The sequence below is a fragment of the Methylobacterium sp. R2-1 genome, assembly GCF_014191355.1.
GTDB lineage: Bacteria > Pseudomonadota > Alphaproteobacteria > Rhizobiales > Beijerinckiaceae > Methylobacterium.
Genome location: NZ_JACHWM010000001.1, coordinates 228,711 through 252,649 on the forward strand (window position 1 = coordinate 228,711; position 23,939 = coordinate 252,649).

A 23,939-nucleotide genomic window follows, 5' to 3' on the forward strand; every position below is an offset into this window, starting at 1 on the left:
AGACCGCCCGGCACCCGCTCCCCAGCAGGCCGGGCGGTTCGCGTTTCAGGGGTGGTAGCGACCTGGGGGCAGGCGCTCGCCGTTGACCGGGCGCATGGGATCGCCGCCGATGGGCGGACGGCGCGGCACGCGGGGCTCGTCGATCACAGGCAGGTCGGCCGCCGGCAGCGGCGTCGAGGGACCGGCCCGCAGCCGCTCCTCAGCCTGGGCGAGGGCGACCAGTGCGTAGCGGCGGCCCTGGACGAGGCTTCTCGCCGACGCCGAAGCCGCATCCCGCAGCAGTTCGTTCCGGCGCACGATCTCGGTGCGCACGGTGTCGATCAGGTCGGCGAGGCCGGCATCGGACAGGTCGGCGAGGGCGCTCATCGTCAGGCGACCCGGCCGAGATCGTCGTGGGCGCGGTCGGCCGTCGGCATCTCGCGCTGCACGACGCACCAATCTTCGGCGAGCATGTCGGACTGCGAAGCCAGCCATGGGACGAACGCACCCTGCGCAGTCCACATGTCGATGTGCGGCAGGTAATCGAACCGCGTTCCGACCGGCACGCCAGCCTTCGCCAGTGGGCGGCCCTCATCGACCGTGAGTCCCTGCGAGCCCGGCACGAGCAGCAGGAACATGCCCTTGCCGTTCCAGCCATCGCGAGCGACGGCATCGCCGTCCTTCATCTGCTCAAGTGCCTGCCCGAAGGTGAGCCCGCGCCCACCGCCCTCGTAGGATTTGCGGTGCTGAGCGGGGATCAGCGCCGCATAGCCCGCCTCGAACACATCGCGCGGCGAGTGGGAGAGGTAGCCGTCGGGCTCGCTCTCCGTCGGCGCGTAGCGCACGAGCATGTCGCCCTCGCTCACAGCGCCAGGGCGGCGCAGGAAGCCGGGCGGGACCGGGACGACGATGTAGCCGTGCTCTGGATGGTTCACGCCGACCTTGCCCGAGCCGTCGGCCTGGAACTCGGCCGCCGCGATCGGATAGGCCTCCACCTGCTTGTGGCTGACGTGGGTCGGGTTGAAGGGGAACATGCTCGGCTCCTGCGGGAAGCCGGGCGGCATCAGCGCCGCCCGGAAAGGGCGGCGTCAGCCGATGCGGCGCTCGATACGGGCGAGCGCGTTGCGGATGCGGACGATCGGGTCGCGAACGGACTCGGCACGGTCGTTGAGGGCATCCGTCAGGCTGTCGACATCCCGACGCCCCTTAGTCGTGTTGTCCGTTGCGGGAACGACGCCCGCGAGATGGTTCGCGATACGCTCGGCATACTCGGCAGTCCCGTTCGCCAGTTCGCCGACATCGGTCAGCGTCGCCAGCGCGCCGCCGAGTGTTGGCGCGGTAACCGCAGGCGAAGCGCCCTGTGAAGCTTGGTTGAGACCACGAACACTGATGTCCGTCGCGTACTGTTCCATCGTGCTTTCCTCTCGCTCAGCGGCTACGGCCGCGGCTCCATCGCCCCGAACAGGGGCAGCTCGCTCAAAGCACCCGAGGCCTTCTTGCGGAGGCGAGGCGCCGGAGATGGCGCCATGACAGGTGCCGGTGCGGTCGCGACTCGCTGACCGATCGCAGCCGCTTCCGCAGCCGACGGCGCTCCGCCCACGCGCGCAGACGCCGGGCGATCTCCTCGAAGAGCCGCATCCAGTTCCCTCCGGAGTTTTTGGTTTTCGGCCTCGATGGCGTCGGTGCCGTCGGCGATGTGCTTGCAGAGCCGCTCGTAGGCGGCGCGGATGTTGAGTGCGTCGTGCAGCCCGACCGTCACGTCCGGGGCCCGTCCGAGCACCTTCCGGATCCAGGTCGGCGAGCGTCCGAGCTTCGTGCCGAGGGACTCGTAGGCGCGCATCCGCGAGCCCAGCGTTCGCTCTTTCACGGCGATGATCGAAGCGAGATCCGGGCGGATCTGCTCCAGCGCTTGGTCGGCCGTCATCATGGCGCGGCCACTCCCCGACTTTGACCGCATTCGGTCAGCCCTCCGTGCTTCAAGAAGATCGAAGCAAAGGGGTGCGTCGGATGCGGGAGGTAAGAGGAAGACGCAGGTACGCAGACAGGTGCGCGACGGCCGACAGCTTGCAGGCGCAGGCAGACGCGCGAGTAGGAACGGCCCGAGGAAAGGACCGCCCCCGCGGGAACGGGAGCGGCCAAGTCCTTGGGAGGAACGCCCACGAGGGGCGTGTCAGTCGCGGGGCGACGGACCACGAGCGCGCCGAAGGAACGGCGCGAATGGGGACGCCCGGCGCTGTCGTCCAAAACAGTGACCTTGGGGGAAAAGGTCGGCCGGGCGATCACGCGGTTCATTCCGCGCGATGGGGAAAGGGGGAGGGGGCGGCTCATGCGAGCAGCCTCGATGCGAGCCAGCACAGCGCGGCGGCCGCACCGTCGACCACGTCGACGGCGAGTGAGAACTGGCAGCCGACGGCGGCCGCGCGGGCCAAGCCGACGAGCGCGACGACGCCGAACACGGTGGCGGCGGTTCCGGCGATGGCAGGAAGCGCGATCATGTCAGGCGGCCCTCGCGAGCGAGGGGCAAGCACGGACGGGACGCCGAGCCCGACGCTCGACAGCCCCGTCCGGCCCGCTACCATCGGAAGTGCTGGGACCGATGGAGCTTGCGATGACCGATGTGACGCCCGAGAGGGCGGAATTGCTGAGCCTGCGCGCCCGTCTCGCGGTGACGGAGCGGGTGGCCTGGATCGGCGCCGAGATGGCGGCGATCATGCGCCCCGAGGAGGCGCTGGCCTTCGTCGAAGCGCAGAGGAATGCGCTGGCCAGGGCGTATGCCGCGCCATCCGAGGAGACGGCCGCGCTGCCGGCGCACGAGCGGGAGTTCGTCGCGGCCGAGGTCGAGCGGCGCTTCGCCGAACTGGTGGTGACGTTGAGGGAGGCGGCGCGCATCTAGGACCCCATCCAGCCGGGGGTGCGGTCGGCGACGGCGGTCGCGGCGCGGATATCGGCAGCGGCCTCCTCGGCGAGCCGTTCGTGTCCAGGCAGACGTGCAGCGATAGTGGTCGCGCTCTCGGCTTCACGGACGAGCCGGTAGCCCTCTGCGAGCGGATCGGCGGAGTGCGCCGCGATCCGCGCGTCGATGCGCCGGTCCAGCCAGCGCGCCAGCCAGGAGAAGGGGGCGAGGGCGCGCATCAGGCGGCGCTCCGGGGCTCGTTGGGCGCAGGGCCGGACGCGGCCTCGACCGGACCGTCGAGAAAGTCGTTCGGCGTGACCTGGCCGTCTGTCTCGGCGCGGATGCGCTCGAGCACGTCCCACTCGGGCCGGCGGTCGCCGGACATGTATCGCCAGAGGGTCTGGCGCGTGACGCCGAGCCGTTCCGCGAAGGCGGAAGGCTTGATCTCGGCTTGGTGCAGGTAGTCGGCGAGCCTCATGCAGGAAGCATGTCACCAACATGGAGACAGCGCAAGAGGCTGTTACCAAGTTGGCGCGTGGCGTCGTCGCCGAAGAGGCGACATGATCACCGCCGTGGATGGGAAGTACCCAAACGGCCTTCAGAAGGCCCTGGAAGATGCCGGCGTCAGCGGGTCCGAGCTCGCGCGCCTCATTGGCACGTCGCGGCAAAATGTTTCGCGATGGGTGTCCGGCAGCCGAGAGCTTCTGCCCCCAGTCGCAGAGCAGATTGCTCCGCACCTCAACACGACATCCGCAGCGCTGTTGCTTCTGAAATCAACGGAGGTTTTTCGCGTGCCGTTGGGGGGAAGGATCGTAGGCGGAGGCGCGATTGACGTCTCGACGGCACAGCACGAGCCGGGGCTTGAGTACGAGATCGAACTTTCGGTGCGAGTGCCAGACGCGACCATCGCCTACCAGGTGGTGGGTGAGTCGATGATGCCGGTCTACCGGCCAGATACTGTCATCATCTGCCGCGCCCATACGCAGGACATCGAGCCATTGGTCGGGAAGGAGTTGGCGGTCGCAACCGTCGATCACGGCCGCATGCTGAAGACCGTGCACCGTGGGTCGAAGCCCGGCCACTACGATCTTGAGAGCTTCAACGCTTCGACGATGCGCGACGTGCGCCTCGAGTGGGTCGCCCGCATCGCCGCGATCATCCCGGCCGATGAGTGGAAGATCCTCGAGCGCCGCGCACAGGTGCAGGAGTACCTGAAAAAGCCGTCGCAGAGACGGCGGCCGCGTGGGGCATGATCTGACATGCCCGTTTACTTTTCGGCGCGATCCGCAAACGAGCGCGACTGGCGGCTTCTGAACGGGCTGCAAGCTGTCATGGACGGACATGGCGCGCTGTTCGACGCTCAGGACTCGGCGGTTCATCTGACCGCCCGAACGGGTGCTGATTGGTCAGGCGGTGCGGTGAAGGTCGAGATCACGCTCGACCGCTTTCGCGACCTAGCCCAGGCGATGATGGACGCCGACCCGCAGAAGGCGATGGACGCCTTCGGCGCCGCGCTGATCCTTGGGCCGCGCCGGCCGGTCTACGACGAAGACGGGCGGGAGCTTGGGTGAATGACCGAGCCGAGAAACCTACGTGTGACTTGGAAGGGGCCTACACTCGACGGCACGACAACCAACCGCGCCTCAATGGCGGAAGGGAAGCTCAACCGGATCGGCGTTTGCTTTACTCTGAACGGTGTACGGCATGACATGACCGTTGAGATTGAGCCGCCGGCCAATCGCTCCCTTCTCGACCATGAACTGCTCGATCTCGTGCGCCCGCAGGTAGATGCCAAAGCGCGCGACCTGACCTAGCCGCCGGCCTCCGGCCACTCCCGCATCAGACCACCCGCTCCCTCGTGGACCAGCGGTGGATGCGGAGTTGCCTGTGCTGCCGCAATGAGCGCGGCGTCGTCGCGCAGGTGGACCCAACCGTTTAAGCCGACGAACCAGACCTGCCGATCGCCTTCCGGCTCGTGAACCGTCGCGCGAAGCACCCGCATTCCGGCCCGTTCCAGCGCGCGCGCTGCATCCGCCACCGTCTCGATTGCCATCAAGCCTCCTCGCCCCGCCTCGCGCGGGGCTTTTCGTTTCTGGCATCAGGCTACTCCATCCACAGGGCCGTGACACCACCTTGGCGCGGAAAATGTCGCCTACTTGGAAACACTCGCTTGACGTGTTTCCAATCTGGTGACAGCATAAGCCATCGCCGCTCACCGAGCCGATGGAGACCACAGTGTCCGCCACCCCTCCCGCCGAACGCCCGCCGATCGAGTTCTCGGCGCGCCTTCCTACCGATGCCGACCGCGCGATCGGCACTCGCATCGCAGCCTGCCGCAAGGCTGCTGGCATCAGCCAGAACGCGCTCGCTCAGGCGCTCGGCGTCTCCTACCCGCAGCTGCAGAAATACGAGACCGGCGCGAACCGTGTCTCCGCCGGGCGGCTGCACAAGATCGCTCAGCAACTCGGCACCACCATCGGCGCACTTGTCGGGGAAGAGGGCGCAAGCCCGGTCGATGGCGAGACCCTCGCCTTGCTCGCGGAGCCCGGCGCCGTCGAGCACCTCCGCGCCTTCGTCGCCCTGAAGGACGAGCACCGGTCGCTCGTTGCGTGGTTGGCCCGCGACCTCCGCGGCGCCCAGGCCGAGGCCGCCTGACATGGCCGCCCCTGACCTCCGCCCCGTCCGCAACAGCGACGGCACCTGGGCCATCCACGACGCGCTCGGCGAACTGCCGGGCTATGGCTCCTGCGACTGCTACGCCGACGCGCTCGGCCATATCGCCGAATTGATCGCCGACGCCCGCGACGACCGCGCCGCCCTCGACGACTTCGAGGCCCAGCACTTCGCCGAGGCCGCGTGAGATGATCGCGTTCCTCGAAACCCTCCCGCCGCTCCAGGCCCTCGCGACACTCGGCGTCGGCGTCCCCGTCACCGTGCTGGGCCTCGCCTTCTTCATCTACGACGCGGGCCGTCTGGTCCGCCTCGCGATCACGGGGCGGCTGTGATGGTGGCCCCGACCCATCCCGATCCCTGCGGCGCCCGCTGCGAGACGGCCGACGCACTGCGCACCCTGCGCAACCTGCTCGAGGCCGCGATGAACGAGGCCGCCCGCATTCGTGCTGGCGCCGCCCTCGGCAACGCCGACCGCTTCCAGGTCAACGAGGCGGTCGATCTCGGCCGCGAGGCCCTGGCGCTCGCCGGCATCCTCGGCGCCGTGCCCGCCGCGGCGACCGACGCCGACGCCTCCCTCACCACCGAACACCGAGATGCGGCCTAGCCGCGAACCCGAGGGCGCGCCCCTCACCACGAAAGGCACAACCATGAGCGATCTGTTGCGGATGCTGGCGGCAAGCGCTGTCGCGGACGATCTGGGACGGAGGCGCAGCAGCCCGCCCGACGTGCTCTGCACGACGCTGCGCGAAGAGTTGGCCCGGTATCAGCAGCCGTGCCCCTTCAAAGCCGGCGATCTCGTTACGCCTCGCGCAACGGCTCCGTTCAAAGGGCGGGGCGAGCCTCACATGGTGGTCGAGGTCCGCGCCGATGCTGAGCCCGATTTCAACGAGGCGAAGACGGGCAACGACTATGGCTGCCGCAACGACATCCGCGTGATGTCGGAAGTGGGCGAGGTCCTGCCGCTCCACTGGGTCGAGAGCTTCTACTTCGAACCCTACACCGGCCCCGGCTCCAAGCCGGAGCAGAAGGCCGCCTGACCCGTCCGCCGGGTCGGTCTCCGGCCCGGCGCCCGCCCTCCTGCACGAGAGCGCGCCCCATGAGCGCACAGCACACCCAAAGCGCGGCCGCCTCTGTCGAGGAGCAGGTTCGCACCATCATCGCCGCCGTCTTTGGTGTCGAGACAGAGCGCGTCAGCGACGACGCATACCTCGGCGTCGATCTGGGCGCCGACGCGCTCGATCAGGTCGAGCTCGAATGCGAGCTGGAAGACGCGTTCAGCATCTTCTTCGAAGAGGGCGAGTTCGAGTTCGGCCGCCAGACGCGCGTCCGCGATATCGCGGCCCAGGTTCGCGGCAAGCTGGATGCGAAGGTCGCGAAGGACGCCGCTCTCGCCGAAGCCGAGAGCCGGTCATGATGGCCGCCCTCCAATACCTGCCCGGCGCCCTCGTCCTCGCCGGCATCGCCGCCCTGATCGCGTGGCCGGTCGTCTCTGGGATCCACGACGGCAACCTCCAGCAGGCGGCCGACGACGGGGAGGGCCGCGACCGTGGCTGAGGACACGCCCCTCAACCTGTTCGTCGAGCGCACCGATGCCGGCCCGCGCCTCGTCGCGATCCGAGCGGACGGCGAGCGCGTCGCCGAGTTCGATCTCGACCGCGTCGGCGCTCGCACCATCGCCCGCGAGCTGCTGGCCGCGACCGGCGACGCCTTCGAGCGCACCTTCACCACGGAGTCCGCCCGTGGCTGACGCCTCCCATCAGTGCCCGCACTGCGATCGCGCTTTCGGCGACCCCAACGGCCTCTACTGCCACGTCAAGACGAAGCACGGGCGGAAGAAGGCTCAAGCGGTGCGACCGGCGCCGACGGCCGAGCCCAGCATGGCCGAGCTTCACGTCGCCGCCCTTGAGGCCCGCGCCTGCGGCGAACCCGTCGATCCCGTCATTGCCGAGATGTTCGATGTCTGACCGTACCCCCGACCAGCAGGCGCTCGCCGACGTGTTCCTGTCCCTCGGCATCCGCCTCCCCATCCGCGCGGGCGGGATGCACGGTCGCGGCCTCTCGGAGGCCGACGGAACGCCTCTCTTCATGGGAGCGCCGACCGGCAGCCTGTCCACCGACCGTGCCCGTGCGCTCGCCTCCGCCGCTGCGATCAACAAGGCCACCGGCACGCCCGACCACAAGGCTGCACCACTCCCGGTCCTGCGCCCTCTCACGGCCGACGTGATCCGGGCCGCGTCCGACCCCTTCGACCCCGAGCACCTGATCGCTGTCGCGCAGGCTGCCCGGATGACCCCTCGCGCCGACGCTGCGGAGTGACCCCCATGGAGATGATCGAGAAAGGCGGCACGCGCCCCACGGTGCGCATCCACCGCGACCTTTACCAGGGCACCGAGCAGTGGCTCGCCGCCCGCTGCGGTATGCTCACCGCGAGCGAAATGGGGCTCATCATCACCCCGACGTTCAAGGTTGCCAAGAACGAGAAGGAGAAGGCGCACCTCTACGAACTGCTCGCCCAGCGCATCAGCGGCTACGTCGAGCCGCACTTCGTCAGCAACGACATGCTGCGCGGGCAAGAGGACGAGATCGAGGCCCTCACCCTCTACGCTCGGCACTTCGCCCCGACCGAGGCCGTCGGCTTCATCACCAACGACAAGTGGGGCTTCACGCTGGGCTACTCGCCCGACGCCCTCGTCGGCGCCGACGGCTTGGTCGAGACCAAGTCCCGCCGGCAGAAGTATCAGGTCGAGACCTTCGTCGTTCACGTCCTCGAAGAGACCATCCCGAGCGACTTCCTGATCCAGGTTCAGACCGGGCTCTTGGTCAGCGAGCGGTCGTGGTGCGACCTGATCTCGTACTCTGGCGGCCTGCCGCTGGCCCGCATCCGCGCTTACCCCGATGCGAAGATCCAGGCCGCGATCGTCGAGGCGGCCGCCGGCTTCGAGGAGCGGCTGGCCGCAGCACACGCCCTGTACCGGAAGGCCATCGCGAAGGCGGGCAACATCCCGACCGTGCGCCGCGTCGAGGGGGAGATCCTCGCGTGACCGACCTGTCGCAGACCATCGCCCCCAAGAGCGACCAACTGAACGCCGACGATTTGATCGCCGGCCCGCTCACCATCAGGGTCACGCGCGTCTCGCCGATGCGCGAGCCCGACCAGCCGATCGCGATCTTCTTCGAGGGCGACGGCGGCAAGCCCTACAAGCCCGGCAAATCCATGCGCCGCGTGCTCGTGCGCGTCTGGGGCAAGGACGGGTTCGCCTACGCCGGACGCCGGATGACGCTCTATCGCGACGATTCCGTAATGTTCGGCGGCGTGGCGGTCGGTGGCATCCGCATCAGCCACATGTCGGACATCAGCGAGAGCGTGACGCTCCCGCTCACGGTGACCCGTGCGAGCCGCAAGCTGTTCACGGTCCGCCCGCTGCCGCCCGAGCGAGGCCCGAGCGGCGGCAAGCCGACCGGCGAGGACACGCGGACCAAGCTCCTCCGCATCGCTCGCGAGAAAGCCGCCCTCGGCAGCGCCGATCTCGATGACTGGATCGGCAAGCTGAAGCCTGATCACCGCGCCGTCGTCGACGAGATCGAGGCCGAGCTTCGCGACATCGCGGCCGAGGCCGACGACCGCCTGCCGCCGGATGACGACGGCTTCCCCGGATTTGCTCCCGCCGACGAGGAGGCCGCCTGACATGGCCGCTCGCCCCACCCCGAGCGAGGCCGACATCATGCGCCTCGTCTATGCCGGCCTGACCTACATGGAGATCGGCCTGCGCCTGCGCATCTCGAACAAGACTGTAGCGCGCATCGCCAGCAACCACGGCTATGACGCCACGAAGCGGATCAAGCTGAAGGCGAAGAGGCGGGCCGAGATCCAGAAGCGCCAGCGCGCCCAACGTGCGTTCCAGCAGGCGCAGGCGGCCGCGGAGCGGAAGCGGCAGCAGGGCGAGCGCGAGCCGCTCAAGCCTATCCCGCAGGTGCCGGCTTGGATCGATGCCGCTGGGCTGGCGGAGGACTATCGCGATCTCGCCCGCGAGTTCGACGAGGATCACGCCGCCCGCGAATGCCGGAAGCTGACTGCGGAAATCCGCCGTCAGAAGGCCGTCGACGCTCGCCTCGGGAGCGCCGCATGAGCGCCCCCGGCATCTACTGCGCCGATTGCGGTACCGAGTGCGAGCGCGTCACCGGTCGCGAGGCCGGCGCTCGCGACCCGGACCTGGTCGACGCCCAGGTCTGGGCCTGCCCGTTCTGCCCCGATGCGTGGGCCCCGAGCGCGGCTGACGGTTCGGCAGTCGGTCTCCCGGCTGGCGAGAAGACCCGCGAGGCCCGCGCCATGCTGCGCGAACTCCATGTCGAGCGGCTGATCGGCGAGGCCCTGCGCCACTGCCCGAACGGCCGCCCCATCGCCGAGGAGCGCGTCGCGTCTTTCCTCGCGCACGAACTGCGCTTGCCGACCGACGAGGCGGCGATCGACCGCCTCAACATCGAATGGTGCCGCCGCGCGTGGCTCGCCCTGAAGGGCGCCTCCTACGCCGACGTTGTGCGGCACGCCCAGACCTATCGCCCGAGGAAAGCCGCCTGATGCGCCCCCTGATCATCGACAGTTTCGCAGGTGGCGGCGGCGCGTCCGAGGGCATCCGAGCCGCGCTCGGACGGCTACTTCTCGGCCATCTCCCGAGCTTGCTGGGCGATGCGCTTCTTCCTGAGACGCTGCGCTTCGGTACCCGCCTCTTTGTCGGGCGTAGTCATCCCCAAGCGCTCAAGCAAATTGGTCTCGCCGCTCCGCGAAGCAACGCCCTCCAAGATCGCCCTTTCCATCTCCGGGCTCGGCTTCGGCTTCGGGTTCGACATCGCGACGGACCTCCGATCTCTCTGCAACGGGTGCTTGGCCGCTCACTATTCCGTGAAGCCAAGCTTCGCCGCAACCCTTCGATCTTGCGGAGGGCAGCATGACCTCCCCTCCCACCGCGTCCCTCGTCTCCGCAGTCGAGGGGAAGAGCGACCTGTTCTACATCGTGGACCTGCGCCCGAAGTGGAACCGGAACCCCTACATCAGCTTCTGGCGTCCTGACGACGCCGGCTACTGCTTCCCGCTCTCGTGGGCCGGCAAGTACACGGCGGAGCGGATCGCTGAGGGCGGCAGCTACTACACCTACAAGGAGTGGACGAGCGAGAAGGGGCCGGGCCGCCTCTTCACTCGGTTTCCCGTCCGCTGCTCCGATATCGAGGCGCTTGTCGCGGAATTGGGCGGCCCTCCCGACACCGAAGGCCGCGGCCGGGTGGACGGTAACGCCGGCCCGGTCCTGCGGATGTCCGGCGCGATGCGCAACAGGCTCCGTCGCCTGCGCTACCGCCCCGCCTCCCACACCCCCGTTTCATCCGACGCCCCGAACGCTGAGGGGGAGCGCGCGTGATGGCGGGACGTCGCATCTTCTGCTCCTTCAGCGGCGGCGAAAGCTCCGCGGAGATGACCCTGCGCGTGAAGGCTGCGCTGCGGCCCGGCGACGAGCTGTTGGTGATGTTCGCCAACACCGGCCAAGAGGACGAGCGCACGCTGGCCTTCGTGGACCGCTGCGACCGCGAGTTCGGCCTCGGCGTCGTCTGGGTCGAGGCGGTGATCAACCCGGAGCACCGGCAGGTCACCACGCACCGGGTCGTCAGCTTCGAGACCGCTACGCGGGACAAGAGCCTCTTCGAGGCGATGATCCGCAAGTATGGCATCCCGAACCAGAACTATCCCCACTGTACGCGGGAGCTGAAGCTGCGGCCGATGGCGAGCTATCTCGCAACGATCGGTTGGGCGTTCGGCACCTACACGACAGCAATCGGGATCCGGGCCGACGAGTTGGACCGGATTGACGGCGAGGCCAAGGCGAAGGGCTTCAGCTATCCGCTCGCACAACTCGGCATGCGGAAGCGGGATATTCACGAGATCTGGGACGCACGCCCGTTCCGGCTCGGCATTCCTGAACACCACGGCAATTGCACTTGGTGCCATAAGAAAAGCCCGCGCAAGCATCTCACGCTCATCAAAGAGCGTCCGGAAATCTACGACGTCCCGCGGTACTTCGAGCAGACCTATCCGCATGCCGGGTCAGGTGACGGCCCGCGCTGCTTCTTCCGCGGCGGCAAGTCCACAGACGACCTGTTCGCCCGAGCGGCGCAGCCCTTCGAGCCCTTCGTCGACATGCGCGGCAAGGGGCAGATGGAGTTCGGCTTCGCCGTTCCTGCCTTCGATGCAGAACTCGATCTCGGCGGGTCGTGCGGGGAGTCCTGCGAGCCCTACGGCGACGAGCGGTCGCCCACCCTCGAAGCAGCGGAGTGACGCCCATGGACCGTCCGATCATCTTCAGCGCGCCCATGGTGCGGGCGCTTCTCGCCGGCAGGAAGACGCAGACGCGGCGCATCCTGAAGCCGCAGCCGCCAACACCGGAGCAGTTTCGGGGGAGCACCTTCAGCCTGGACCGCGCGGTCGCCGACGGCGTGAAGGTCTACAGCCTCAACGACCTCGACCGCCTGCCGAAGCATCCGACGAAGTGGGACCTGTGCGGCTCCGTCGGCGTCGCCCGGAACGCAGGTTTCCCCACAACCTACCGCGTGCCGTTCACCGTCGGCGACCGCCTGTGGGTTCGTGAGAACCACCAGTTCCGGGGAGCATCCTACAACGACGGCACCGAGAGCGAACCAAACTGGAGCAATGAGGAGTGGTTTCGGTGCTGGGGCAGTGGCGGCGCGGGGGATTGCTGGGACCCTGATTTCCCGGACGGCTGGAGTCCCAGCCGCCACATGGGCGTGCACGATCTCACCGGACCAGAGCACGACGAGGGCGAGGCTGTGCGGGGCCTCGCGACCAAGATACTGCCCTCCATCCACATGCCGCGGTGGGCCTCGCGCCTGACGCTTCTCGTGACCGAGGTTCGGGTCGAGCGACTCAACGCCATCAGCGAGGCTGACGCGATCGCCGAGGGCATGCCGGATTTCGGCTCATTCTGTGAAAGCCTCGACCCGGGCACGCTCAACGCGGCTGGCGAGACAGCATCGGAAACTGCCAGCCGCCTCCGGTGGCCGCAGCGGTGGTTCGCCTCCCTCTGGAACAGCATCAACGGCGCCGATGCATGGAGCGCGAACCCGTGGGTCGTGGCGGTCAGCTTCCAGCCCTTCGAGACTAACATCGACCGCATGCCCGAGCGGCAGGCGCCCGTCGCCATTCCCGCCGCCGCAGCCGAGTGACCGCCATGGCCGAGCACAGCACCATCACGCACGAGACCGTCATCGCCGGCCGCCTGCGCGACGCCGGACACCTGAACTACGGCAAGCGCGGCGGCGGCACGATCTGGCAGCACACCACGATCCCGCGCCTGTCCGCGATCGACCGGCCGACGCTCAACGACGAGGAGACGAAGCGCCTCGGCGTGTCGCGGCTCCGCGAGTGGAGCGTGGACGGCGGGAAGGCCGGCAGCCTGGAGGACGCGATTGCGGCGCTGAACGTGCCGCCGGTCTTCACCGACGAGGAGCGCGAGGTTCTGGAGCGCGTGCCGGCCGAGTGGGTCGAGTTGCACGAGTTCCGGACCCGCCTCTCCGAGGAGCTCGGTCGGCAGGTCGGGCTCACGATCATGACGCTTCGGCAGAAGGGGGCCGTCGAGAACGAACTGCGCCCCGGCCCGGACCGTCGGCAACCCTGGATCCGGCGAGCGCCGGACGCCCTCACTCAGCAGGAGGCCGCCGGTGGCTGACCTCTTCAACCTCGAACGCGCCCTGACGCCGAGCGAGCGCCGACATCTGCGCGGCGGCACTCAGGCGAAGGGTTACGCCGCGATGCCCGGCACCGGGCCGAAGGGCGAGACCTGCGGCTCGTGCGACCACCTGGTGCGGAAGCGTCTCGCCAAGGTCTATCGGAAGTGCGGGCTGATGGAGCGGCACTGGACCGGCGGGAAGGGCACCGACGTGCTCACGACCGCGCCGGCCTGCCGAAACTGGAAGGCCCCCGCGAGCCGGAAAGATCTTTCCGGACAAAACGTGTCCCTTGCAAAAATCCGACAGTGCAGCGGGAACGCCGTAGCAACGGACGCTGAACGGCTTACCCCGTCCGAGATCGAAGGAGGGCGGCCTTGAGCCCCTTCCGCACGACTTGGACGCCGCCGGCCGTCCTGATGCGCACGGGCGAATGCCTCGTGCCGACCGAGCTTTCCTGGCGCCGCGCCGATCGGCTCGTGAAGGCCGGCTTCGCGACCATCAACCCGCATCACCAGCGCTGGCTCGGCAAGCTGACGCTCACCCCGGCCGGCCGCGCACGTGCCGGGCTGCCCGCCACCACCCTCCAAGCCGCGGAATCCTGAGATGAACGACACGACATATGCCGCGCGCGAGGCGGGGCAGAGCGATCAGCTGACCCTGCGCGCTGTCGTCGAGGTGCGTCGCGAACGCACCGACACGCGCCTGTCTTTCGGCGAGGGCGTGAAGCACGAGGACGGCACCGAGGCGGTCAAGCAGGCCATCGCGGCCTTGCAGGCCGAGTTCGACGGCAGGCACGGTTGCCCCGCAGCGCGTGGACAGAGCGCCGGGCAGTGTCCGGAAGATCTCCACGGGCGCGCATGGGTCGCCGCAGAGTACCGCGTCGCCGGCAGTCCGCACGAGTGGACCGATGAAGATAGCCTTGCCATGGCGCGGTTCATCCTCGCTGGCCCGCGCCCCGGCGCTTCCGACAGTACCTGCACGGGGAAGGTGGAGACGGGGGAGCTTCGGAGCCTCATCAGCGAAGCCGCCGATGCTGTATTCGCCATCGGCCGGGCCACACCGTCCGAGCAGCAGGTTGACCGCGCATACACCGCAGCAGAACGGCTCTTGGACTATCGCGACAGGAACCTGTCCGAAGCAGCCCTCGCCGCTCGCTCGGCAGACCCGGAGGCGCAAGGGGCGTGGGTCCAGACCACGGAACGGTTCGTCATCGCCGTGAGGGAGTTCCTAGCCGATTGGCGCAAGGGCGACTTCCTCCTGCCGACACTCGCGGCGTTGGACGCGGAGTCTATCGAAGCGGCGCTTGAGGACTGGGCGGGTCGTCTGCCCGCTCCCCCGTCCTCCGGTCAGGAGGAGACGCTTTGAGCGCCGAGCACGATCCCGTCCCCCTGCGCGAGCGCATCCGCGACCGCCGCACGGGTCGCGACCACGAGGTGCTCGCGCGAGAGGCCGAACTCGCCTCGGCCGCCGTCCTGCGCCAGGGCGAGAAAGTCGTCGTCGTCCGCGAGATGCTGAACGCCCGCGTGCGCGTGTTCGTCGTCGACGAGATCGCCGCGCGCTTCGTCCCGGTGGACCCGGACGAGCCCGTGCAGACGGCGCGGTTGCGGGCGGTGCCGAAGCCGGAGGATGATCTGTGACCCAGGCCTACCCGCTCCAGTGGCCGCAGGGCCGGCAGCGCAAGGCGCCAAGCGCGCGGAAGGATGCCAGCTTCGGCAAGGTCGTTGGCACCGGCCACGAGCGCCGGCTGAAAAGCCTAAGCCTCGCCGATGCGCGCGGGCGGCTGCAGGACGAAGTTGATCGTCTCTGCGGCAAGTCTGCGGTCCTCAGCACCAATGTTGCCCTTCGCCTCGACGGGTTGCCGCGGTCAGGTCAGGGAGAGCCGGACGATCCTGGCGTTGCCCTCTACTTCGATCTCGGCGGCAAGCCCCACGTTCTCGCGTGCGACACCTATACCCGCGTCGCCGACAACATCGCGGCCCTGGCGGCTCACATCGAGGCCACGCGGAAGATCGAGCGGCTGGGCGTCGCCACGGCCGCCGAGATGTTCGCGGGCTTCCAAGCGCTCCCGGCGCCGGGCTCCACGCCGTGGTGGTCGGTGCTGCAGGTCGAGGCGAGCGCGACGCCCGAGCAGATCGAGGCCGCGTTCAAGCGCCTCGCGCGCGAGCGCCACCCCGACAGGCCGGGCGGCTCGCACGACATGATGGCGGACCTTAACCGGGCCCGCGAGCAGGGGCTGAAGGAGCGCTCGCATGGTTGATCCGATGAACCTCGCCGCAGAAGCGCTCGCCCGCCGCCTCCACGCCGGACAGGTCGATAAGGGCGGCGCGCCCTACACCGGACATCTCGGGCGCGTCGCAGCTCGCGCCCGCGCGCACGCCGAGGCGATGGGACTGCCGCGCCAGCACGCCGAATGGTGCCAGCAGGTCGGCTGGCTGCACGACACGATCGAGGACGTTGGAGCGACGGCCGACGACCTTCTCGATACCGGGTTCGACCCCGCCGTCGTGCAGGCTGTCGAGTTGCTCACCCGGCCCGAAGGGAAGCCCTACCTCGAATGCGTCGCGGCCATCATCGCCAGCGGCGACCGGCTCGCGATGATCGTGAAGCTCAGCGACAACGAGGACAACCTCGACCCAGCGCGGGCCCTGCCGACGGCCTCGCCCGCGCTCAACGAGCGATACCAGCGATCAGCGGAAATGCTGCGCGCTGCGCTCGCTCTGCCTCCATCCACCACCACCGCACGAGGCCGAGATGCGTAGCGCCAGCACCGACCGCCGCGTGCGCGAACCCTCTTCATCCAGCAGGAGCAATGCAATGCCGCAGACCGATCCGTCGCGGTTCGTGGTCCCGTTCCAAGACGCAGCCCGCGAGGTAGGACTAAGCGCGGCGACGCTTCGCCGGATGTGCAACGACGGGAAGGGGCCGACCCTCCTCCGTCTCAGCGAGCGCAGGCTCGGGGTCCGTCGCGGCGACCTCGACGCGTGGCTTAAGTCCCGTGAGATAGGCGGCAAGCAGGTCTAACGCTTCTCGCTTCTCGGTCGCGTAGAGCGCCCGGTTATAGATGCCGGCCACACCCGCCTTGTGGCCGGAGATGTGGTTCAGCACCGCCTCGACGACGTGCGGCAACACCTTGAGGCGGTCGGCCATGACGGTGGCAGCCGTGCGGCGCAAGTCGTGGAGCCGCCAGCCCGTCACGCCGGACCGTTTGTCGAGCGACGCCTTCGCCCGCGAGAACCCCTGGAATCCGCCCTCGCCCTGGCCGAACACGAGCGTCCGCCCTTCGATCCGCTCGATAGACGAAAGCACCTGCAGGGCCGGCTTCGACAGCGGCACGTCATGGCCCTGCCCATTCTTTACCCGAGGGTCCGGCAGCGACCACACCGCGCCGGCAAGATCCAATTCCGACCAGGCCATGTCGGCGACTTCGTCGCGGCGCTGGCCGGTCAGCAGCAGCAGCCGGACGATCCGGCCGAAATCGTCGTCCCGGCAGGCCTTCAGCACCCGCGCAATCTCATCCTCGGTGAGCACCCGCGCGCGCCGAACCTCAGGTGCCGGCTTCGGCACGCCTATGACCGGGTTGACCTCGGTCGCCCCTGTCCCGACGAGCCACGCGAAATGCGCCGACAGGGCCGCGCGGGCACCGTTGGCCGCATGCGGTCCGGTCTCGCGGCGGATCCTGGCGAGATGCTCGGTGATCTCTTGCCGCCCAACCGTGTGCAGCGGGAGCTTGTGCAGCGGCTTCCAGACGGTGCGCAGGTATCGTCGCGCCTCCGAGAGGTAGGCCGGGCGGAGATGCGGCGCGACCGCATCGAGGTAGGGCTCGACGACGGCGCCGAAGGTGACCGCGGCCCGCGCCTTCGCCTTGACCTTCTCGGCGTGCGGATCCTCGCCGAGCTTGGCCCGTGCCAGCCGCTCTCCGGCCGCGCGTCGGGCGTCGGTCGCCGACAAGAGCCCGACCTTACCCAACGATTCCCGCTTCGATTGGCCGAGCGCGTTCCGGTACTGGACGACCCACATCCGCGAGCCGCCCTTGCTCACGCTCACCCCGAAGCCGGGCAGGTCATCATCGAACACGACGATCCTGTCGCGCCCGGCCGGGATCTGAAGGGCGGCGGCGGTCTGGTTCGTGAGGCGCATCGCCGTCCCGGTAAGCACATGGTAAGCGAACGGACGGTGACCCACGAGAGTCCCGCCCGCATGATAAGAGGGTACATGTGCGCAAGCCCCTCACAGCCCTGCGCTTCTGCGGTCCGGTAAGCAGTCCTGTCAACTGATGTGCTGTATAACCCCTGTTTCGTAATGAGGGGGTCGGGGGTTCGAATCCCTCTTGCGGCACCACTCCCATACACCGTCCTTCGCCGCTGAGCTCCAAGCTCTTGTTCCGTGCAAGCGTGACGGCATCTCGCTCCGTGAGCGAACGCAGCATCACTCCGCGGCTCCGGATAGTCTGCCGTACCGCGGGATGCAGATCCGCACTCTATCGCTCAGCGTGTGTTCCTTCGTGTCGCCGATATGGGCGGCCTCTTCCAGGCAGCGCATGAAGTGGCCGCTGTCGAGACCACGAGAGCGTGCTCATCGACTTGCCGAGGCGGTGGGTGAAGTCGGTCTTCTCACCCGCTCCCGCGCGGGGCCATAAAGATGCCCTGTCACCCATCTTCAGCCGGCCTGATCCAGCGGGCCCAAGGCGAAGCGTCCTCCGACGGTGCGCCTGTGGTAAAACTTAAGGCTCCGCATAGACTTATTCGCAATGGGCGCAGGCGATCGCCGGCTTCGGCGAAGGCCGCCGCGCCGCGGCCGGATATTCCGGGCGGTGAGCCGACCTCCGCTTGGCAGCGCCGATCCTAGCGGGAGCTGCCGCCGTTTCCGCCGCCCGCGCTGCCCTGCGGGATGGCGCGCTCCGGCTGACCAGCATTGCCGCCCGCCGCGGAGTTGGTGGTGATGGTATCGGCACCCGTGGCGCCAGGGGCGATGATGTAGTCGACGGTGTTGCCGGTCGTGTTGGTCTGGCGCTGGATGATCGTGCCCGGCGGGAACGGGCCACCCGGTAAACCCGGAGGCTGGACCTGGGCCATGGCCGCGCCCGAACCGAGACAGCTCAGGGCGGCGAGGGTGAGGGAGATGCGGCGCATGAAGACACTCCTGAACGAAGGACCCCTCGGAAACGCCTGCAAGGCGTTCGAGGGGCCGCTCTCCGCAACCAATTCCTTCGGCGGCTGCGCGGTTTCCTGGCGACCCTGCGGCGTGGTGACGGCTCGCGCCGCCGATCTTGCCGCGCGGCCGCTTGGACGATGGGTGCGCCTACCATGCGACGGTATAGGCGACCTCCAGCGAGCGTGGGCGGCCGAGCAGCCAAGCGGTGCCGACGCCGTTCACGGCGCTGCCATCGGCGGCGTAGATCTTGTCGAACAGGTTGAACACCCGCAGCGACAGGCGGGAGCCGGCCGTGACCTGATGGTCGAGGCCGAGATTGACCAGCGTGTAGCCCGGGCGCCGGACTGTGTTGCCGAAATCGGAAAAAACCTCGCCGACGTGCTGGAGGCCAATGCGCCCCTCCCAGTCGCGGGCGAAGGCCCAATTGACCCAGAGATTGGCCACCTGCTCCGGCACGTTGATCGGCTGATTGCCGGCATAGGAGACGGCGACCCCGCCGACGTTCTGGGTGAAATCGTCGTACTGGGCGTGAAGCAGCGCCAGGTTGGCATCGATCCGCCAGCCGGGGGCAGGCAGCCAAGAGAGCGCGGCCTCCGCGCCGAGAGAGGATTGCTGGCCGACCTGAGTCGAGACCGTAGGCTGACCCGGCACCGCCGAGATCAGGTTGTCCTTGACGATGCGGTAGCCGGCCAGCGTCCACTCGACGGCGCCGCCGAAGGCTAGACCCTTGGCGCCGACCTCGACCTGACGGCCGGTCGAGAGTTCGAACCCGGCCAGCGATTGCGAGAGGGTAATCAGGCTGTTCACCGGATCGGTCGCGGTGGCGTATTGCGCGTAGAGCGACGTGTCCGGCGTCGGCTCGAAGAGCAGGGCGAAGCGGTACCCAAGGGCGCGGAACGAGCGCTCGAAGGTGGCGCCGCTGCGCAGATCCTCCCGATGGAGCCGCGGTGCGTCGAAACGCACGCCCGTGAGGAATGACAGGCGGTCGATCAGGAACAACCGATCCTCGGCGAAGACCGAGGCTTGGTTCGTGCGCGTTGCATAGGCCGGGCTCGCCCGGCCGCCAGGCGGGAAGAAGCCGGGATCGTAGTCGTACAGGGGTACGCTCGTGGGCGTCTCGGAAAAGGTGAAGTTGTTGGTGTGGCGGAAGCTGACGTGGTTTACGTCGAAGCCGGCAGAGAACGTGTTGGAGAAGCCGAACAGCGAATGGCGGAAGGTTGCGTCGAGCCGATTCCCGATCTGTTCTTGGCTGTGATAGATTTCGAGATAGTCGGAGCGGTCGACCAATCCGGTTGCGGGATTGAAGCGGTACTGTTCGACGTCGCGCCAGTGCCGGCGGCTCTGGAGACGGTAGGCGGTGTTCCGCACCGTCACGTCGGCCGACGGGGTCCACTCGGTCCGAAACTGGGTCCAATTGTCGGTCCAGGCGATCTTCGAATCGCGGACGTTGTAGTTGTTGAAGCGAATGGAATCGGGGACGCGCCCGTTCACCAGCGGCGTCCCCCAATAGCGGGTCGGCTCCTGGTAGCCGAGATCGTGGCTGAGCGTGAAGGCGAGATCCGGATTTGCTTGGAGCGTCAGCGCGCCCGAGACGGCAAGGTTGCGGAAGTCACCCTCCGGCGTGATCCAGCCGTCGGCGCGGTTGCCGCTGACATTGAGGCGATAGGCCAGCGATTCGCCGATCGGCCCGGTCGAATCGACCGCGGCGCGGACGATGCCGTCCTCCCCGAGGCCGAAGCGGGCGACGTTGAGCGGCGTGAACATCGGCTTCTTCGACACGACGTTGACAATGCCGCCGATGGCGCCGTCGCCGTAGAGGACGGAGGCCGGCCCGCGCAGCACCTCGATCCGTTCCACGTTCCATGTATCGAACGGGAAGGTAACGGTGTTGGCACCGACATAGAGCCGTGTGCCGTCGAACAGGGTCTGGATCGAATTTTGCCCGGCAAAGCCGCGGGCGGTGAAGAAGCCGAGTCCCGAGCCCGGCGAGCCGAAGGCGGTGATGCCGGTGCCGTTCTGAGAGACCGCCTCGAGGACGCTGTTCTGCCCGCGCAGACGAATGGTCTCGCCTGAGATGATGTCGAGGCTTGCAGGCGTTTCGAGCGGCGTGAGCCCGAGACGGCTCGCTGAGCGCGACGGCGTACGCAGGTTGAGCCCGACCGGCGAGGACTGTGTCAGGCCTGGAATCCGCAAGGCGGCAGCGGCTTCTGCGCCGACAGCATCGGCGGGCGCGTTGGGGGGCAGACCGATTCCGGCACCCCCCTGCACGGCGATTTCATCGAGATGTGTGAGCGGTTCCTGAGCCCGAACCGGGCTGGACATCGTGAGGGGGAGGGCGGCCGCAACGGACAAGAGAGACCGGCCGCGGGCGCGACGGTGGGACGACGACATGACGGAGACGAGGCCTCGGCACAGACGGTGGCACGTCACCGCGATCGAGGCCGGTCCGCGTCGGCCATAGGCCTTCAGCGTCTCGACACCTGCTGGGACACCCCGCCCGGCATGGCTCGCGTGTGACCACGAATGACGGCAGGTCTCCTGGCTTGCGGGTCGTCGTCCTCCATCGTCTTCCCAGGCGAGGCATGCCCAGTGACGTGGTGATGGAGGTCTCTCCGCTCACAGTTGCGGGGACAGCCGCGGAATCGGGCTCGGAAGAACCCTTCACCGCATTCCCTTTTGATCCCTTGCGGGAACCGTCAAAGGCCAAGCTACGGCTTCGGGAGCGTTGAGGTCAATGCGTCCGGCATCGATCGCTGTGACCACGTGACTGGGATCCACCGTCACAAACCACGCCACCCACAAATTTGGATGCGGCCGAAATAAAAAAGGCCGTCCCGAAGGACGGCCCGAAGTCTAGGGAGGAAACGCCCAAGAAGGGCTGCAGGACCGCGACGCCATCGCGATCCGGCATGCCCACTATTTCTCACGTTGCACTGCACCATGCAATTGGCGGCGCGTCGGAACGGCTATGCGCCCATCGCATATGTCGGCGTTGCTCGATCCAGCGGAGCCAAACGCCCGCCCACGAGTTCCGGTCCTCCCGACGTCGCTTTTGGATGCCTGAGATGCCTCGCTGGATGTATGCCTTCCCTGTCGTGCTGTTGGTGATGGCAGCGCTCATCGTATTTGCCTTCACGCGCACCGGCCCGACCGACAACCAGAACACCCATACGCCGCAGAGCGGCCAAGCGCGCTGAGGCCGATACAAACGGTTCGTTCTCACAGTTCGCGTGTCTCCCCTGATCCTCTCCGGCCTGCAAATTGCAAAGCCGACTGGCAGGATCGATCGAAGGAGGGCTGTCATGCGGATCGGATGCGCAGTTTTGCTGACCGGATTGCTGATCCCATCCGCATCGAGGGCTGTGGAGGCGCAGGCGGACGTCGTCTCCTTCGTCGGGACAGCGCGGCACCATATCGGCGAGCGCGTAACGCTTGATCACTGCCACCTCGTCTACGCGACTGAGGAGGAGATCACTTGCGTCGGCCTGTTGCCGAGGGATGCCGCAGGCGATGTTCGCATGGCAGGCAAGCTCCTGATCCGCGTCGGTGCAGCGGAGGCATCGGGCCATAGACGCGCCCTCGCCCACTGCGCCGGAGGAGCCCTCAACGGCAGCTGCGAGGTGAGCGTTTCCGGCGAGGTATTCGATGCCTCCCGATCCTTCGGACTGGACGAGGCGCGCCTGATCGGTCTGCGCGAGGCGGCGATCCGCTGGCCTGACTGATGGATCGGTCCGCTGCCCTGCGTGGAAGGCGCGAAAGTGTGCTTTGCGAGTCGGCCTGGGAGGGAGCGGCGACGTGAACCGTCGAAGGCCTACGGCGTTGGAACTCCAAGGGAGTTTACCGATGATCGCACGTCTCATTTCCGCGGTGGCCCTCACGGCCGCCCTCGCTGTTCCCGCCGTCGCCCAGAGACCGGCTCAGACCGGCACCGGGGGCGATCCAGGCTCGACCATCTACGCGCCCAACACGTCCCCCGTCGGCCGGACCATGCCGCCCGCTGCGGGCGGAGGGGCTCGGCGCGATTCGGTCAATCCCGACCGCGAAACCGCCATGGAGCGGAAGAACGACAAGATCGATACCGGGATCTGCATCGGCTGCGACAAGTAGGTTCGGCCGCTCGCGATAGGCTGCTGACGACGCCCTTTTCCGCGAGCGGCGCTCGGATCACTCCGACCAGCGCAGGGCAGCCGCCGCGGCCAGCGTGCCGACCACCGCCGCGATCAGGCTCAGAGCGGCCAGCACGGTGAGCGGGGTCGCGAACGGCACCGTGCCGCCGAGCGCGGCCTCCGCGGCCGAGACGCCGAAGATCAGGGTCGGGATCATCAGCGGCAGCACGACGATCGCCAGGATCAGTCCGCCTCGGCGGATGGTCGCCGTCAAGGCTGCGCCGACGGCACCGATGAAGGCCAGGGCCGGTGTGCCCAGCGCGAGCGTCAGCGCCGTTGCGGCCATGGCCGTCGGTGAGAGTGCCACCAGTAATCCGAACAGCGGCGAGGCGAGCGCCAGGGGCAGGCCGGTCGTGAGCCACGAGGCGAGCACCTTCGCCAGCACCACCAGTTCCAACGGCACGGCCGCGCCGGTCATCAGATCGAGAGAGCCGTCTTCCTCGTCCGATTGAAACAACCGGTCCAGGCCGATCAGCGTGGCGAGCACGGCCGAGAGCCACAGGATCGCCGGGCCGATCCGCGAGAGCAGGTTCAGGTCCGGCCCGAGGGCGAAGGGCACCAGCACCACGATCATCAGGAAGAAGACGAGCGACAGGGCCCCCGAGCCGCCGACCCGGGCGGCAAGCTTCAGATCGCGCGCAAGCAGGGCGGAGAACGCGCGGATCATAGCCAATTCTCCCCCTCGAACGCTTCCTCGGGCACGGAAGGGGACAAGACGGGCTCGATGCGCAGCTCGCGAGCATCCTCCAAGCCGAGGGCTTGGTGCGTTGCAGCAATCACGAGCCCGCCCTCGGTCCGGTGGTGTCTCATCAGGTCGGCGAGCACCCCTTGCGAGGCGAGATCGAGAGCGGCGGTCGGCTCGTCGAGGAGCCAGAGTGGACGGCGGCAGACGAGGAGCCGCGCCAGGGCCACCCGGCGCCGCTGCCCCGCCGACAGGTAGCCGACCGGCAGCCGCGCCACGTGCGGCAGGCCCATCGCTTCGAGAGCCTGCGCCGGAGAGGCGGCGGGATTGCCGAGAAGGTCGCGGGCGAATTCGAGATTCTCCGCAGCCGTCAGCGCCGATTTCAGTCCATCCCGGTGTCCGACTACGTGAAGGCATTCCGGCAGGGTCGCCTCGCCGATGCCTTCGGCGCGGATCGCGCCGGCATCGGGCTTGAGGCGCCCCGCAAGCATCGTCAGCAGGCTCGACTTGCCCGCACCGTTGCGCCCGGTGACCATCAGTCCTTCGCCGGGGCCGACGGCGAAGGAGAGGCCAGAGAAGATCCGGCGTCCCGAGCGGCGGCAGGCGAGATTCTCGACGATCAACCGCACGGATCGGCCTTGGATGAGGGGAATGTCCGCACTTTCCG

The 23,939-nt window shown here is 68.2% G+C and carries 45 protein-coding genes, 1 pseudogene and 1 riboswitch; of the genes and pseudogenes, 32 read left to right on the forward strand and 14 right to left on the reverse strand.

Annotation, left to right across the window (positions count from 1 at the left end):
• Positions 1 to 45: 45 nt before the first annotated feature.
• The 5 genes from FHU13_RS01165 to FHU13_RS01185 form a co-directional block, all read right to left on the reverse strand.
• The gene (locus FHU13_RS01165) at positions 46 to 366 is read right to left on the reverse strand and encodes a hypothetical protein (RefSeq protein WP_183434026.1); all 321 of its coding nucleotides are present in this window, start codon (positions 364 to 366) and stop codon (positions 46 to 48) included.
• 2 nt (positions 367 to 368) lie between these two features.
• The gene (locus FHU13_RS01170) at positions 369 to 1,013 is read right to left on the reverse strand and encodes a DUF2829 domain-containing protein (RefSeq protein ID WP_210287385.1); all 645 of its coding nucleotides are present in this window, start codon (positions 1,011 to 1,013) and stop codon (positions 369 to 371) included.
• 54 nt (positions 1,014 to 1,067) lie between these two features.
• Complete coding sequence (locus FHU13_RS01175) at positions 1,068 to 1,391, reverse strand: hypothetical protein (protein WP_183434027.1); 324 nt, start codon at positions 1,389 to 1,391, stop codon at positions 1,068 to 1,070.
• 23 nt (positions 1,392 to 1,414) lie between these two features.
• Entirely contained in the window at positions 1,415 to 1,906 is a 492-nt protein-coding gene (locus FHU13_RS01180) for a hypothetical protein (protein WP_183434028.1), read from the reverse strand.
• Positions 1,907 to 2,303: 397 nt separating this feature from the next.
• Entirely contained in the window at positions 2,304 to 2,474 is a 171-nt protein-coding gene (locus FHU13_RS01185; RefSeq protein WP_183434029.1) for a hypothetical protein, read from the reverse strand.
• A gap of 113 nt (positions 2,475 to 2,587) precedes the next feature.
• Between FHU13_RS01185 and FHU13_RS01190 the strand changes: the two genes are divergently transcribed.
• A complete protein-coding gene (locus tag FHU13_RS01190) occupies positions 2,588 to 2,872 on the forward strand; it encodes a hypothetical protein (protein ID WP_183434030.1) in 285 nt (94 codons plus the stop codon).
• Here the strand turns inward: FHU13_RS01190 and FHU13_RS01195 are convergent.
• Together FHU13_RS01195 and FHU13_RS01200 are read right to left on the reverse strand one after the other, a co-directional pair.
• Positions 2,869 to 3,111 carry a hypothetical protein gene (locus FHU13_RS01195; RefSeq protein WP_183434031.1) on the reverse strand — a complete coding sequence of 81 codons (243 nt, stop codon included), beginning with the start codon at positions 3,109 to 3,111 and terminating at the stop codon, positions 2,869 to 2,871. The genes FHU13_RS01190 and FHU13_RS01195 overlap by 4 nt on opposite strands.
• A complete protein-coding gene (locus FHU13_RS01200) occupies positions 3,111 to 3,350 on the reverse strand; it encodes a helix-turn-helix transcriptional regulator (RefSeq protein ID WP_183434032.1) in 240 nt (79 codons plus the stop codon). The genes FHU13_RS01195 and FHU13_RS01200 overlap by 1 nt, the downstream gene beginning before the upstream one ends.
• 82 nt (positions 3,351 to 3,432) lie before the next feature.
• Here FHU13_RS01200 and FHU13_RS01205 point away from each other — a divergent pair, with 82 nt between their 5' ends.
• Genes FHU13_RS01205 through FHU13_RS01215 form a run of 3 tightly spaced genes read left to right on the forward strand, consistent with a single transcriptional unit; the run spans position 3,433 to position 4,686 of the window.
• A complete protein-coding gene (locus FHU13_RS01205) occupies positions 3,433 to 4,125 on the forward strand; it encodes an XRE family transcriptional regulator (protein ID WP_183434033.1) in 693 nt (230 codons plus the stop codon).
• A gap of 6 nt (positions 4,126 to 4,131) precedes the next feature.
• Positions 4,132 to 4,443, forward strand: coding sequence for a hypothetical protein (locus FHU13_RS01210; RefSeq protein ID WP_183434034.1), 312 nt, complete (start codon positions 4,132 to 4,134; stop codon positions 4,441 to 4,443).
• Positions 4,444 to 4,686, forward strand: a complete 243-nt coding sequence (locus tag FHU13_RS01215; protein ID WP_183434035.1) for a hypothetical protein — start codon at positions 4,444 to 4,446, stop codon at positions 4,684 to 4,686. It begins immediately after the preceding gene.
• On the opposite strand, the gene FHU13_RS01220 is transcribed toward FHU13_RS01215, so the two are convergent.
• A complete protein-coding gene (locus FHU13_RS01220; protein WP_183434036.1) occupies positions 4,683 to 4,925 on the reverse strand; it encodes a hypothetical protein in 243 nt (80 codons plus the stop codon). The two genes, FHU13_RS01215 and FHU13_RS01220, sit on opposite strands and share 4 nt — an antisense overlap.
• Before the next feature lie 182 nt (positions 4,926 to 5,107).
• On the opposite strand from FHU13_RS01220, the gene FHU13_RS01225 reads away from it, so the two are divergent.
• Genes FHU13_RS01225 through FHU13_RS01290 form a run of 14 tightly spaced genes read left to right on the forward strand, consistent with a single transcriptional unit; the run spans position 5,108 to position 10,121 of the window.
• Positions 5,108 to 5,527 (forward strand): helix-turn-helix domain-containing protein, encoded by a 420-nt coding sequence (locus FHU13_RS01225; protein WP_183434037.1) that lies wholly within the window; start codon positions 5,108 to 5,110, stop codon positions 5,525 to 5,527.
• A 1-nt stretch (position 5,528) separates the two neighbouring features.
• Positions 5,529 to 5,732: a hypothetical protein gene (locus FHU13_RS01230; RefSeq protein ID WP_183434038.1), complete on the forward strand. Its 204-nt coding sequence runs from the start codon at positions 5,529 to 5,531 to the stop codon at positions 5,730 to 5,732.
• 1 nt (position 5,733) lies between these two features.
• Positions 5,734 to 5,877: a hypothetical protein gene (locus FHU13_RS01235; protein ID WP_183434039.1), complete on the forward strand. Its 144-nt coding sequence runs from the start codon at positions 5,734 to 5,736 to the stop codon at positions 5,875 to 5,877.
• Positions 5,877 to 6,149, forward strand: a complete 273-nt coding sequence (locus tag FHU13_RS01240; protein ID WP_183434040.1) for a hypothetical protein — start codon at positions 5,877 to 5,879, stop codon at positions 6,147 to 6,149. The genes FHU13_RS01235 and FHU13_RS01240 overlap by 1 nt, the downstream gene beginning before the upstream one ends.
• 43 nt (positions 6,150 to 6,192) lie before the next feature.
• A complete protein-coding gene (locus FHU13_RS01245) occupies positions 6,193 to 6,582 on the forward strand; it encodes a hypothetical protein (RefSeq protein ID WP_183434041.1) in 390 nt (129 codons plus the stop codon).
• Positions 6,583 to 6,641: 59 nt separating this feature from the next.
• A complete protein-coding gene (locus FHU13_RS01250; protein WP_183434042.1) occupies positions 6,642 to 6,959 on the forward strand; it encodes a phosphopantetheine-binding protein in 318 nt (105 codons plus the stop codon).
• The gene (locus tag FHU13_RS01255; protein WP_183434043.1) at positions 6,956 to 7,099 is read left to right on the forward strand and encodes a hypothetical protein; all 144 of its coding nucleotides are present in this window, start codon (positions 6,956 to 6,958) and stop codon (positions 7,097 to 7,099) included. Before FHU13_RS01250 ends, FHU13_RS01255 begins: the two co-directional genes overlap by 4 nt.
• Positions 7,092 to 7,292, forward strand: a complete 201-nt coding sequence (locus tag FHU13_RS01260) for a hypothetical protein (protein WP_183434044.1) — start codon at positions 7,092 to 7,094, stop codon at positions 7,290 to 7,292. Before FHU13_RS01255 ends, FHU13_RS01260 begins: the two co-directional genes overlap by 8 nt.
• A complete protein-coding gene (locus tag FHU13_RS01265; protein ID WP_183434045.1) occupies positions 7,285 to 7,509 on the forward strand; it encodes a hypothetical protein in 225 nt (74 codons plus the stop codon). Before FHU13_RS01260 ends, FHU13_RS01265 begins: the two co-directional genes overlap by 8 nt.
• Positions 7,502 to 7,861, forward strand: a complete 360-nt coding sequence (locus tag FHU13_RS01270) for a hypothetical protein (RefSeq protein WP_183434046.1) — start codon at positions 7,502 to 7,504, stop codon at positions 7,859 to 7,861. Before FHU13_RS01265 ends, FHU13_RS01270 begins: the two co-directional genes overlap by 8 nt.
• A 5-nt stretch (positions 7,862 to 7,866) precedes the next feature.
• On the forward strand, positions 7,867 to 8,586 hold the full coding sequence (locus tag FHU13_RS01275) for a YqaJ viral recombinase family protein (protein ID WP_183434047.1): 720 nt from the start codon (positions 7,867 to 7,869) through the stop codon (positions 8,584 to 8,586).
• The gene (locus tag FHU13_RS01280; RefSeq protein ID WP_183434048.1) at positions 8,583 to 9,230 is read left to right on the forward strand and encodes a hypothetical protein; all 648 of its coding nucleotides are present in this window, start codon (positions 8,583 to 8,585) and stop codon (positions 9,228 to 9,230) included. The genes FHU13_RS01275 and FHU13_RS01280 overlap by 4 nt, the downstream gene beginning before the upstream one ends.
• Before the next feature lies 1 nt (position 9,231).
• A complete protein-coding gene (locus tag FHU13_RS01285; RefSeq protein WP_183434049.1) occupies positions 9,232 to 9,672 on the forward strand; it encodes a LuxR C-terminal-related transcriptional regulator in 441 nt (146 codons plus the stop codon).
• Positions 9,669 to 10,121 (forward strand): hypothetical protein, encoded by a 453-nt coding sequence (locus tag FHU13_RS01290; RefSeq protein ID WP_183434050.1) that lies wholly within the window; start codon positions 9,669 to 9,671, stop codon positions 10,119 to 10,121. The genes FHU13_RS01285 and FHU13_RS01290 overlap by 4 nt, the downstream gene beginning before the upstream one ends.
• Positions 10,122 to 10,195: 74 nt before the next feature.
• Here the strand turns inward: FHU13_RS01290 and FHU13_RS01295 are convergent, their stop codons facing one another.
• Entirely contained in the window at positions 10,196 to 10,390 is a 195-nt protein-coding gene (locus tag FHU13_RS01295) for a hypothetical protein (protein WP_183434051.1), read from the reverse strand.
• A gap of 98 nt (positions 10,391 to 10,488) precedes the next feature.
• Here FHU13_RS01295 and FHU13_RS01300 point away from each other — a divergent pair, with 98 nt between their 5' ends.
• From FHU13_RS01300 to FHU13_RS28495, 11 genes and pseudogenes are all read left to right on the forward strand, one after another.
• Positions 10,489 to 10,953 carry a hypothetical protein gene (locus tag FHU13_RS01300; protein ID WP_183434052.1) on the forward strand — a complete coding sequence of 155 codons (465 nt, stop codon included), beginning with the start codon at positions 10,489 to 10,491 and terminating at the stop codon, positions 10,951 to 10,953.
• Entirely contained in the window at positions 10,953 to 11,864 is a 912-nt protein-coding gene (locus FHU13_RS01305) for a hypothetical protein (RefSeq protein WP_183434053.1), read from the forward strand. Before FHU13_RS01300 ends, FHU13_RS01305 begins: the two co-directional genes overlap by 1 nt.
• A gap of 5 nt (positions 11,865 to 11,869) precedes the next feature.
• The gene (locus FHU13_RS01310; RefSeq protein ID WP_183434308.1) at positions 11,870 to 12,769 is read left to right on the forward strand and encodes a hypothetical protein; all 900 of its coding nucleotides are present in this window, start codon (positions 11,870 to 11,872) and stop codon (positions 12,767 to 12,769) included.
• Between the two features lie 5 nt (positions 12,770 to 12,774).
• Positions 12,775 to 13,272: a hypothetical protein gene (locus tag FHU13_RS01315; protein WP_183434054.1), complete on the forward strand. Its 498-nt coding sequence runs from the start codon at positions 12,775 to 12,777 to the stop codon at positions 13,270 to 13,272.
• Positions 13,265 to 13,651 (forward strand): hypothetical protein, encoded by a 387-nt coding sequence (locus FHU13_RS27455; RefSeq protein ID WP_246714434.1) that lies wholly within the window; start codon positions 13,265 to 13,267, stop codon positions 13,649 to 13,651. Before FHU13_RS01315 ends, FHU13_RS27455 begins: the two co-directional genes overlap by 8 nt.
• Positions 13,648 to 13,875: a hypothetical protein gene (locus FHU13_RS01325; protein WP_246714435.1), complete on the forward strand. Its 228-nt coding sequence runs from the start codon at positions 13,648 to 13,650 to the stop codon at positions 13,873 to 13,875. Before FHU13_RS27455 ends, FHU13_RS01325 begins: the two co-directional genes overlap by 4 nt.
• Before the next feature lies 1 nt (position 13,876).
• Complete coding sequence (locus FHU13_RS01330; RefSeq protein ID WP_183434055.1) at positions 13,877 to 14,638, forward strand: hypothetical protein; 762 nt, start codon at positions 13,877 to 13,879, stop codon at positions 14,636 to 14,638.
• Entirely contained in the window at positions 14,635 to 14,910 is a 276-nt protein-coding gene (locus FHU13_RS01335) for a hypothetical protein (protein ID WP_183434056.1), read from the forward strand. The genes FHU13_RS01330 and FHU13_RS01335 overlap by 4 nt, the downstream gene beginning before the upstream one ends.
• On the forward strand, positions 14,907 to 15,530 hold the full coding sequence (locus FHU13_RS01340) for a J domain-containing protein (RefSeq protein ID WP_183434057.1): 624 nt from the start codon (positions 14,907 to 14,909) through the stop codon (positions 15,528 to 15,530). Before FHU13_RS01335 ends, FHU13_RS01340 begins: the two co-directional genes overlap by 4 nt.
• On the forward strand, positions 15,523 to 16,032 hold the full coding sequence (locus FHU13_RS01345; protein WP_183434058.1) for a phosphohydrolase: 510 nt from the start codon (positions 15,523 to 15,525) through the stop codon (positions 16,030 to 16,032). Before FHU13_RS01340 ends, FHU13_RS01345 begins: the two co-directional genes overlap by 8 nt.
• Before the next feature lie 55 nt (positions 16,033 to 16,087).
• Positions 16,088 to 16,210 (forward strand): annotated as a pseudogene (locus FHU13_RS28495) (hypothetical protein); the annotation flags it as partial.
• Here the strand turns inward: FHU13_RS28495 and FHU13_RS01350 are convergent.
• The 3 genes from FHU13_RS01350 to FHU13_RS01360 form a co-directional block, all read right to left on the reverse strand.
• Positions 16,151 to 17,410 (reverse strand): site-specific integrase, encoded by a 1,260-nt coding sequence (locus tag FHU13_RS01350; RefSeq protein ID WP_183434059.1) that lies wholly within the window; start codon positions 17,408 to 17,410, stop codon positions 16,151 to 16,153. The pseudogene FHU13_RS28495 and the gene FHU13_RS01350 overlap by 60 nt on opposite strands.
• Before the next feature lie 704 nt (positions 17,411 to 18,114).
• Complete coding sequence (locus FHU13_RS01355) at positions 18,115 to 18,402, reverse strand: hypothetical protein (RefSeq protein WP_183434060.1); 288 nt, start codon at positions 18,400 to 18,402, stop codon at positions 18,115 to 18,117.
• Between the two features lie 169 nt (positions 18,403 to 18,571).
• Positions 18,572 to 20,815, reverse strand: a complete 2,244-nt coding sequence (locus tag FHU13_RS01360; protein WP_183434061.1) for a TonB-dependent siderophore receptor — start codon at positions 20,813 to 20,815, stop codon at positions 18,572 to 18,574.
• Positions 20,816 to 20,934: 119 nt separating this feature from the next.
• Positions 20,935 to 21,137: riboswitch (cobalamin riboswitch) on the reverse strand.
• A gap of 352 nt (positions 21,138 to 21,489) precedes the next feature.
• Between FHU13_RS01360 and FHU13_RS28170 the strand changes: the two genes are divergently transcribed.
• The 3 genes from FHU13_RS28170 (at position 21,490) to FHU13_RS01370 (ending at position 22,531) form a co-directional block, all read left to right on the forward strand.
• Positions 21,490 to 21,621 (forward strand): hypothetical protein, encoded by a 132-nt coding sequence (locus FHU13_RS28170; RefSeq protein WP_281411582.1) that lies wholly within the window; start codon positions 21,490 to 21,492, stop codon positions 21,619 to 21,621.
• 105 nt (positions 21,622 to 21,726) lie between these two features.
• Positions 21,727 to 22,146, forward strand: a complete 420-nt coding sequence (locus FHU13_RS01365; protein WP_183434062.1) for a hypothetical protein — start codon at positions 21,727 to 21,729, stop codon at positions 22,144 to 22,146.
• 121 nt (positions 22,147 to 22,267) lie between these two features.
• The gene (locus tag FHU13_RS01370) at positions 22,268 to 22,531 is read left to right on the forward strand and encodes a hypothetical protein (RefSeq protein WP_183434063.1); all 264 of its coding nucleotides are present in this window, start codon (positions 22,268 to 22,270) and stop codon (positions 22,529 to 22,531) included.
• Between the two features lie 57 nt (positions 22,532 to 22,588).
• Here the strand turns inward: FHU13_RS01370 and ccmB are convergent, their stop codons facing one another.
• Together ccmB and ccmA are read right to left on the reverse strand one after the other, a co-directional pair.
• Positions 22,589 to 23,257 carry a heme exporter protein CcmB gene (ccmB, locus tag FHU13_RS01375; protein WP_183434064.1) on the reverse strand — a complete coding sequence of 223 codons (669 nt, stop codon included), beginning with the start codon at positions 23,255 to 23,257 and terminating at the stop codon, positions 22,589 to 22,591.
• Entirely contained in the window at positions 23,254 to 23,901 is a 648-nt protein-coding gene (ccmA, locus tag FHU13_RS01380) for a heme ABC exporter ATP-binding protein CcmA (RefSeq protein ID WP_183434065.1), read from the reverse strand. Before ccmA ends, ccmB begins: the two co-directional genes overlap by 4 nt.
• Between the last annotated feature and the right edge of the window lie 38 nt (positions 23,902 to 23,939).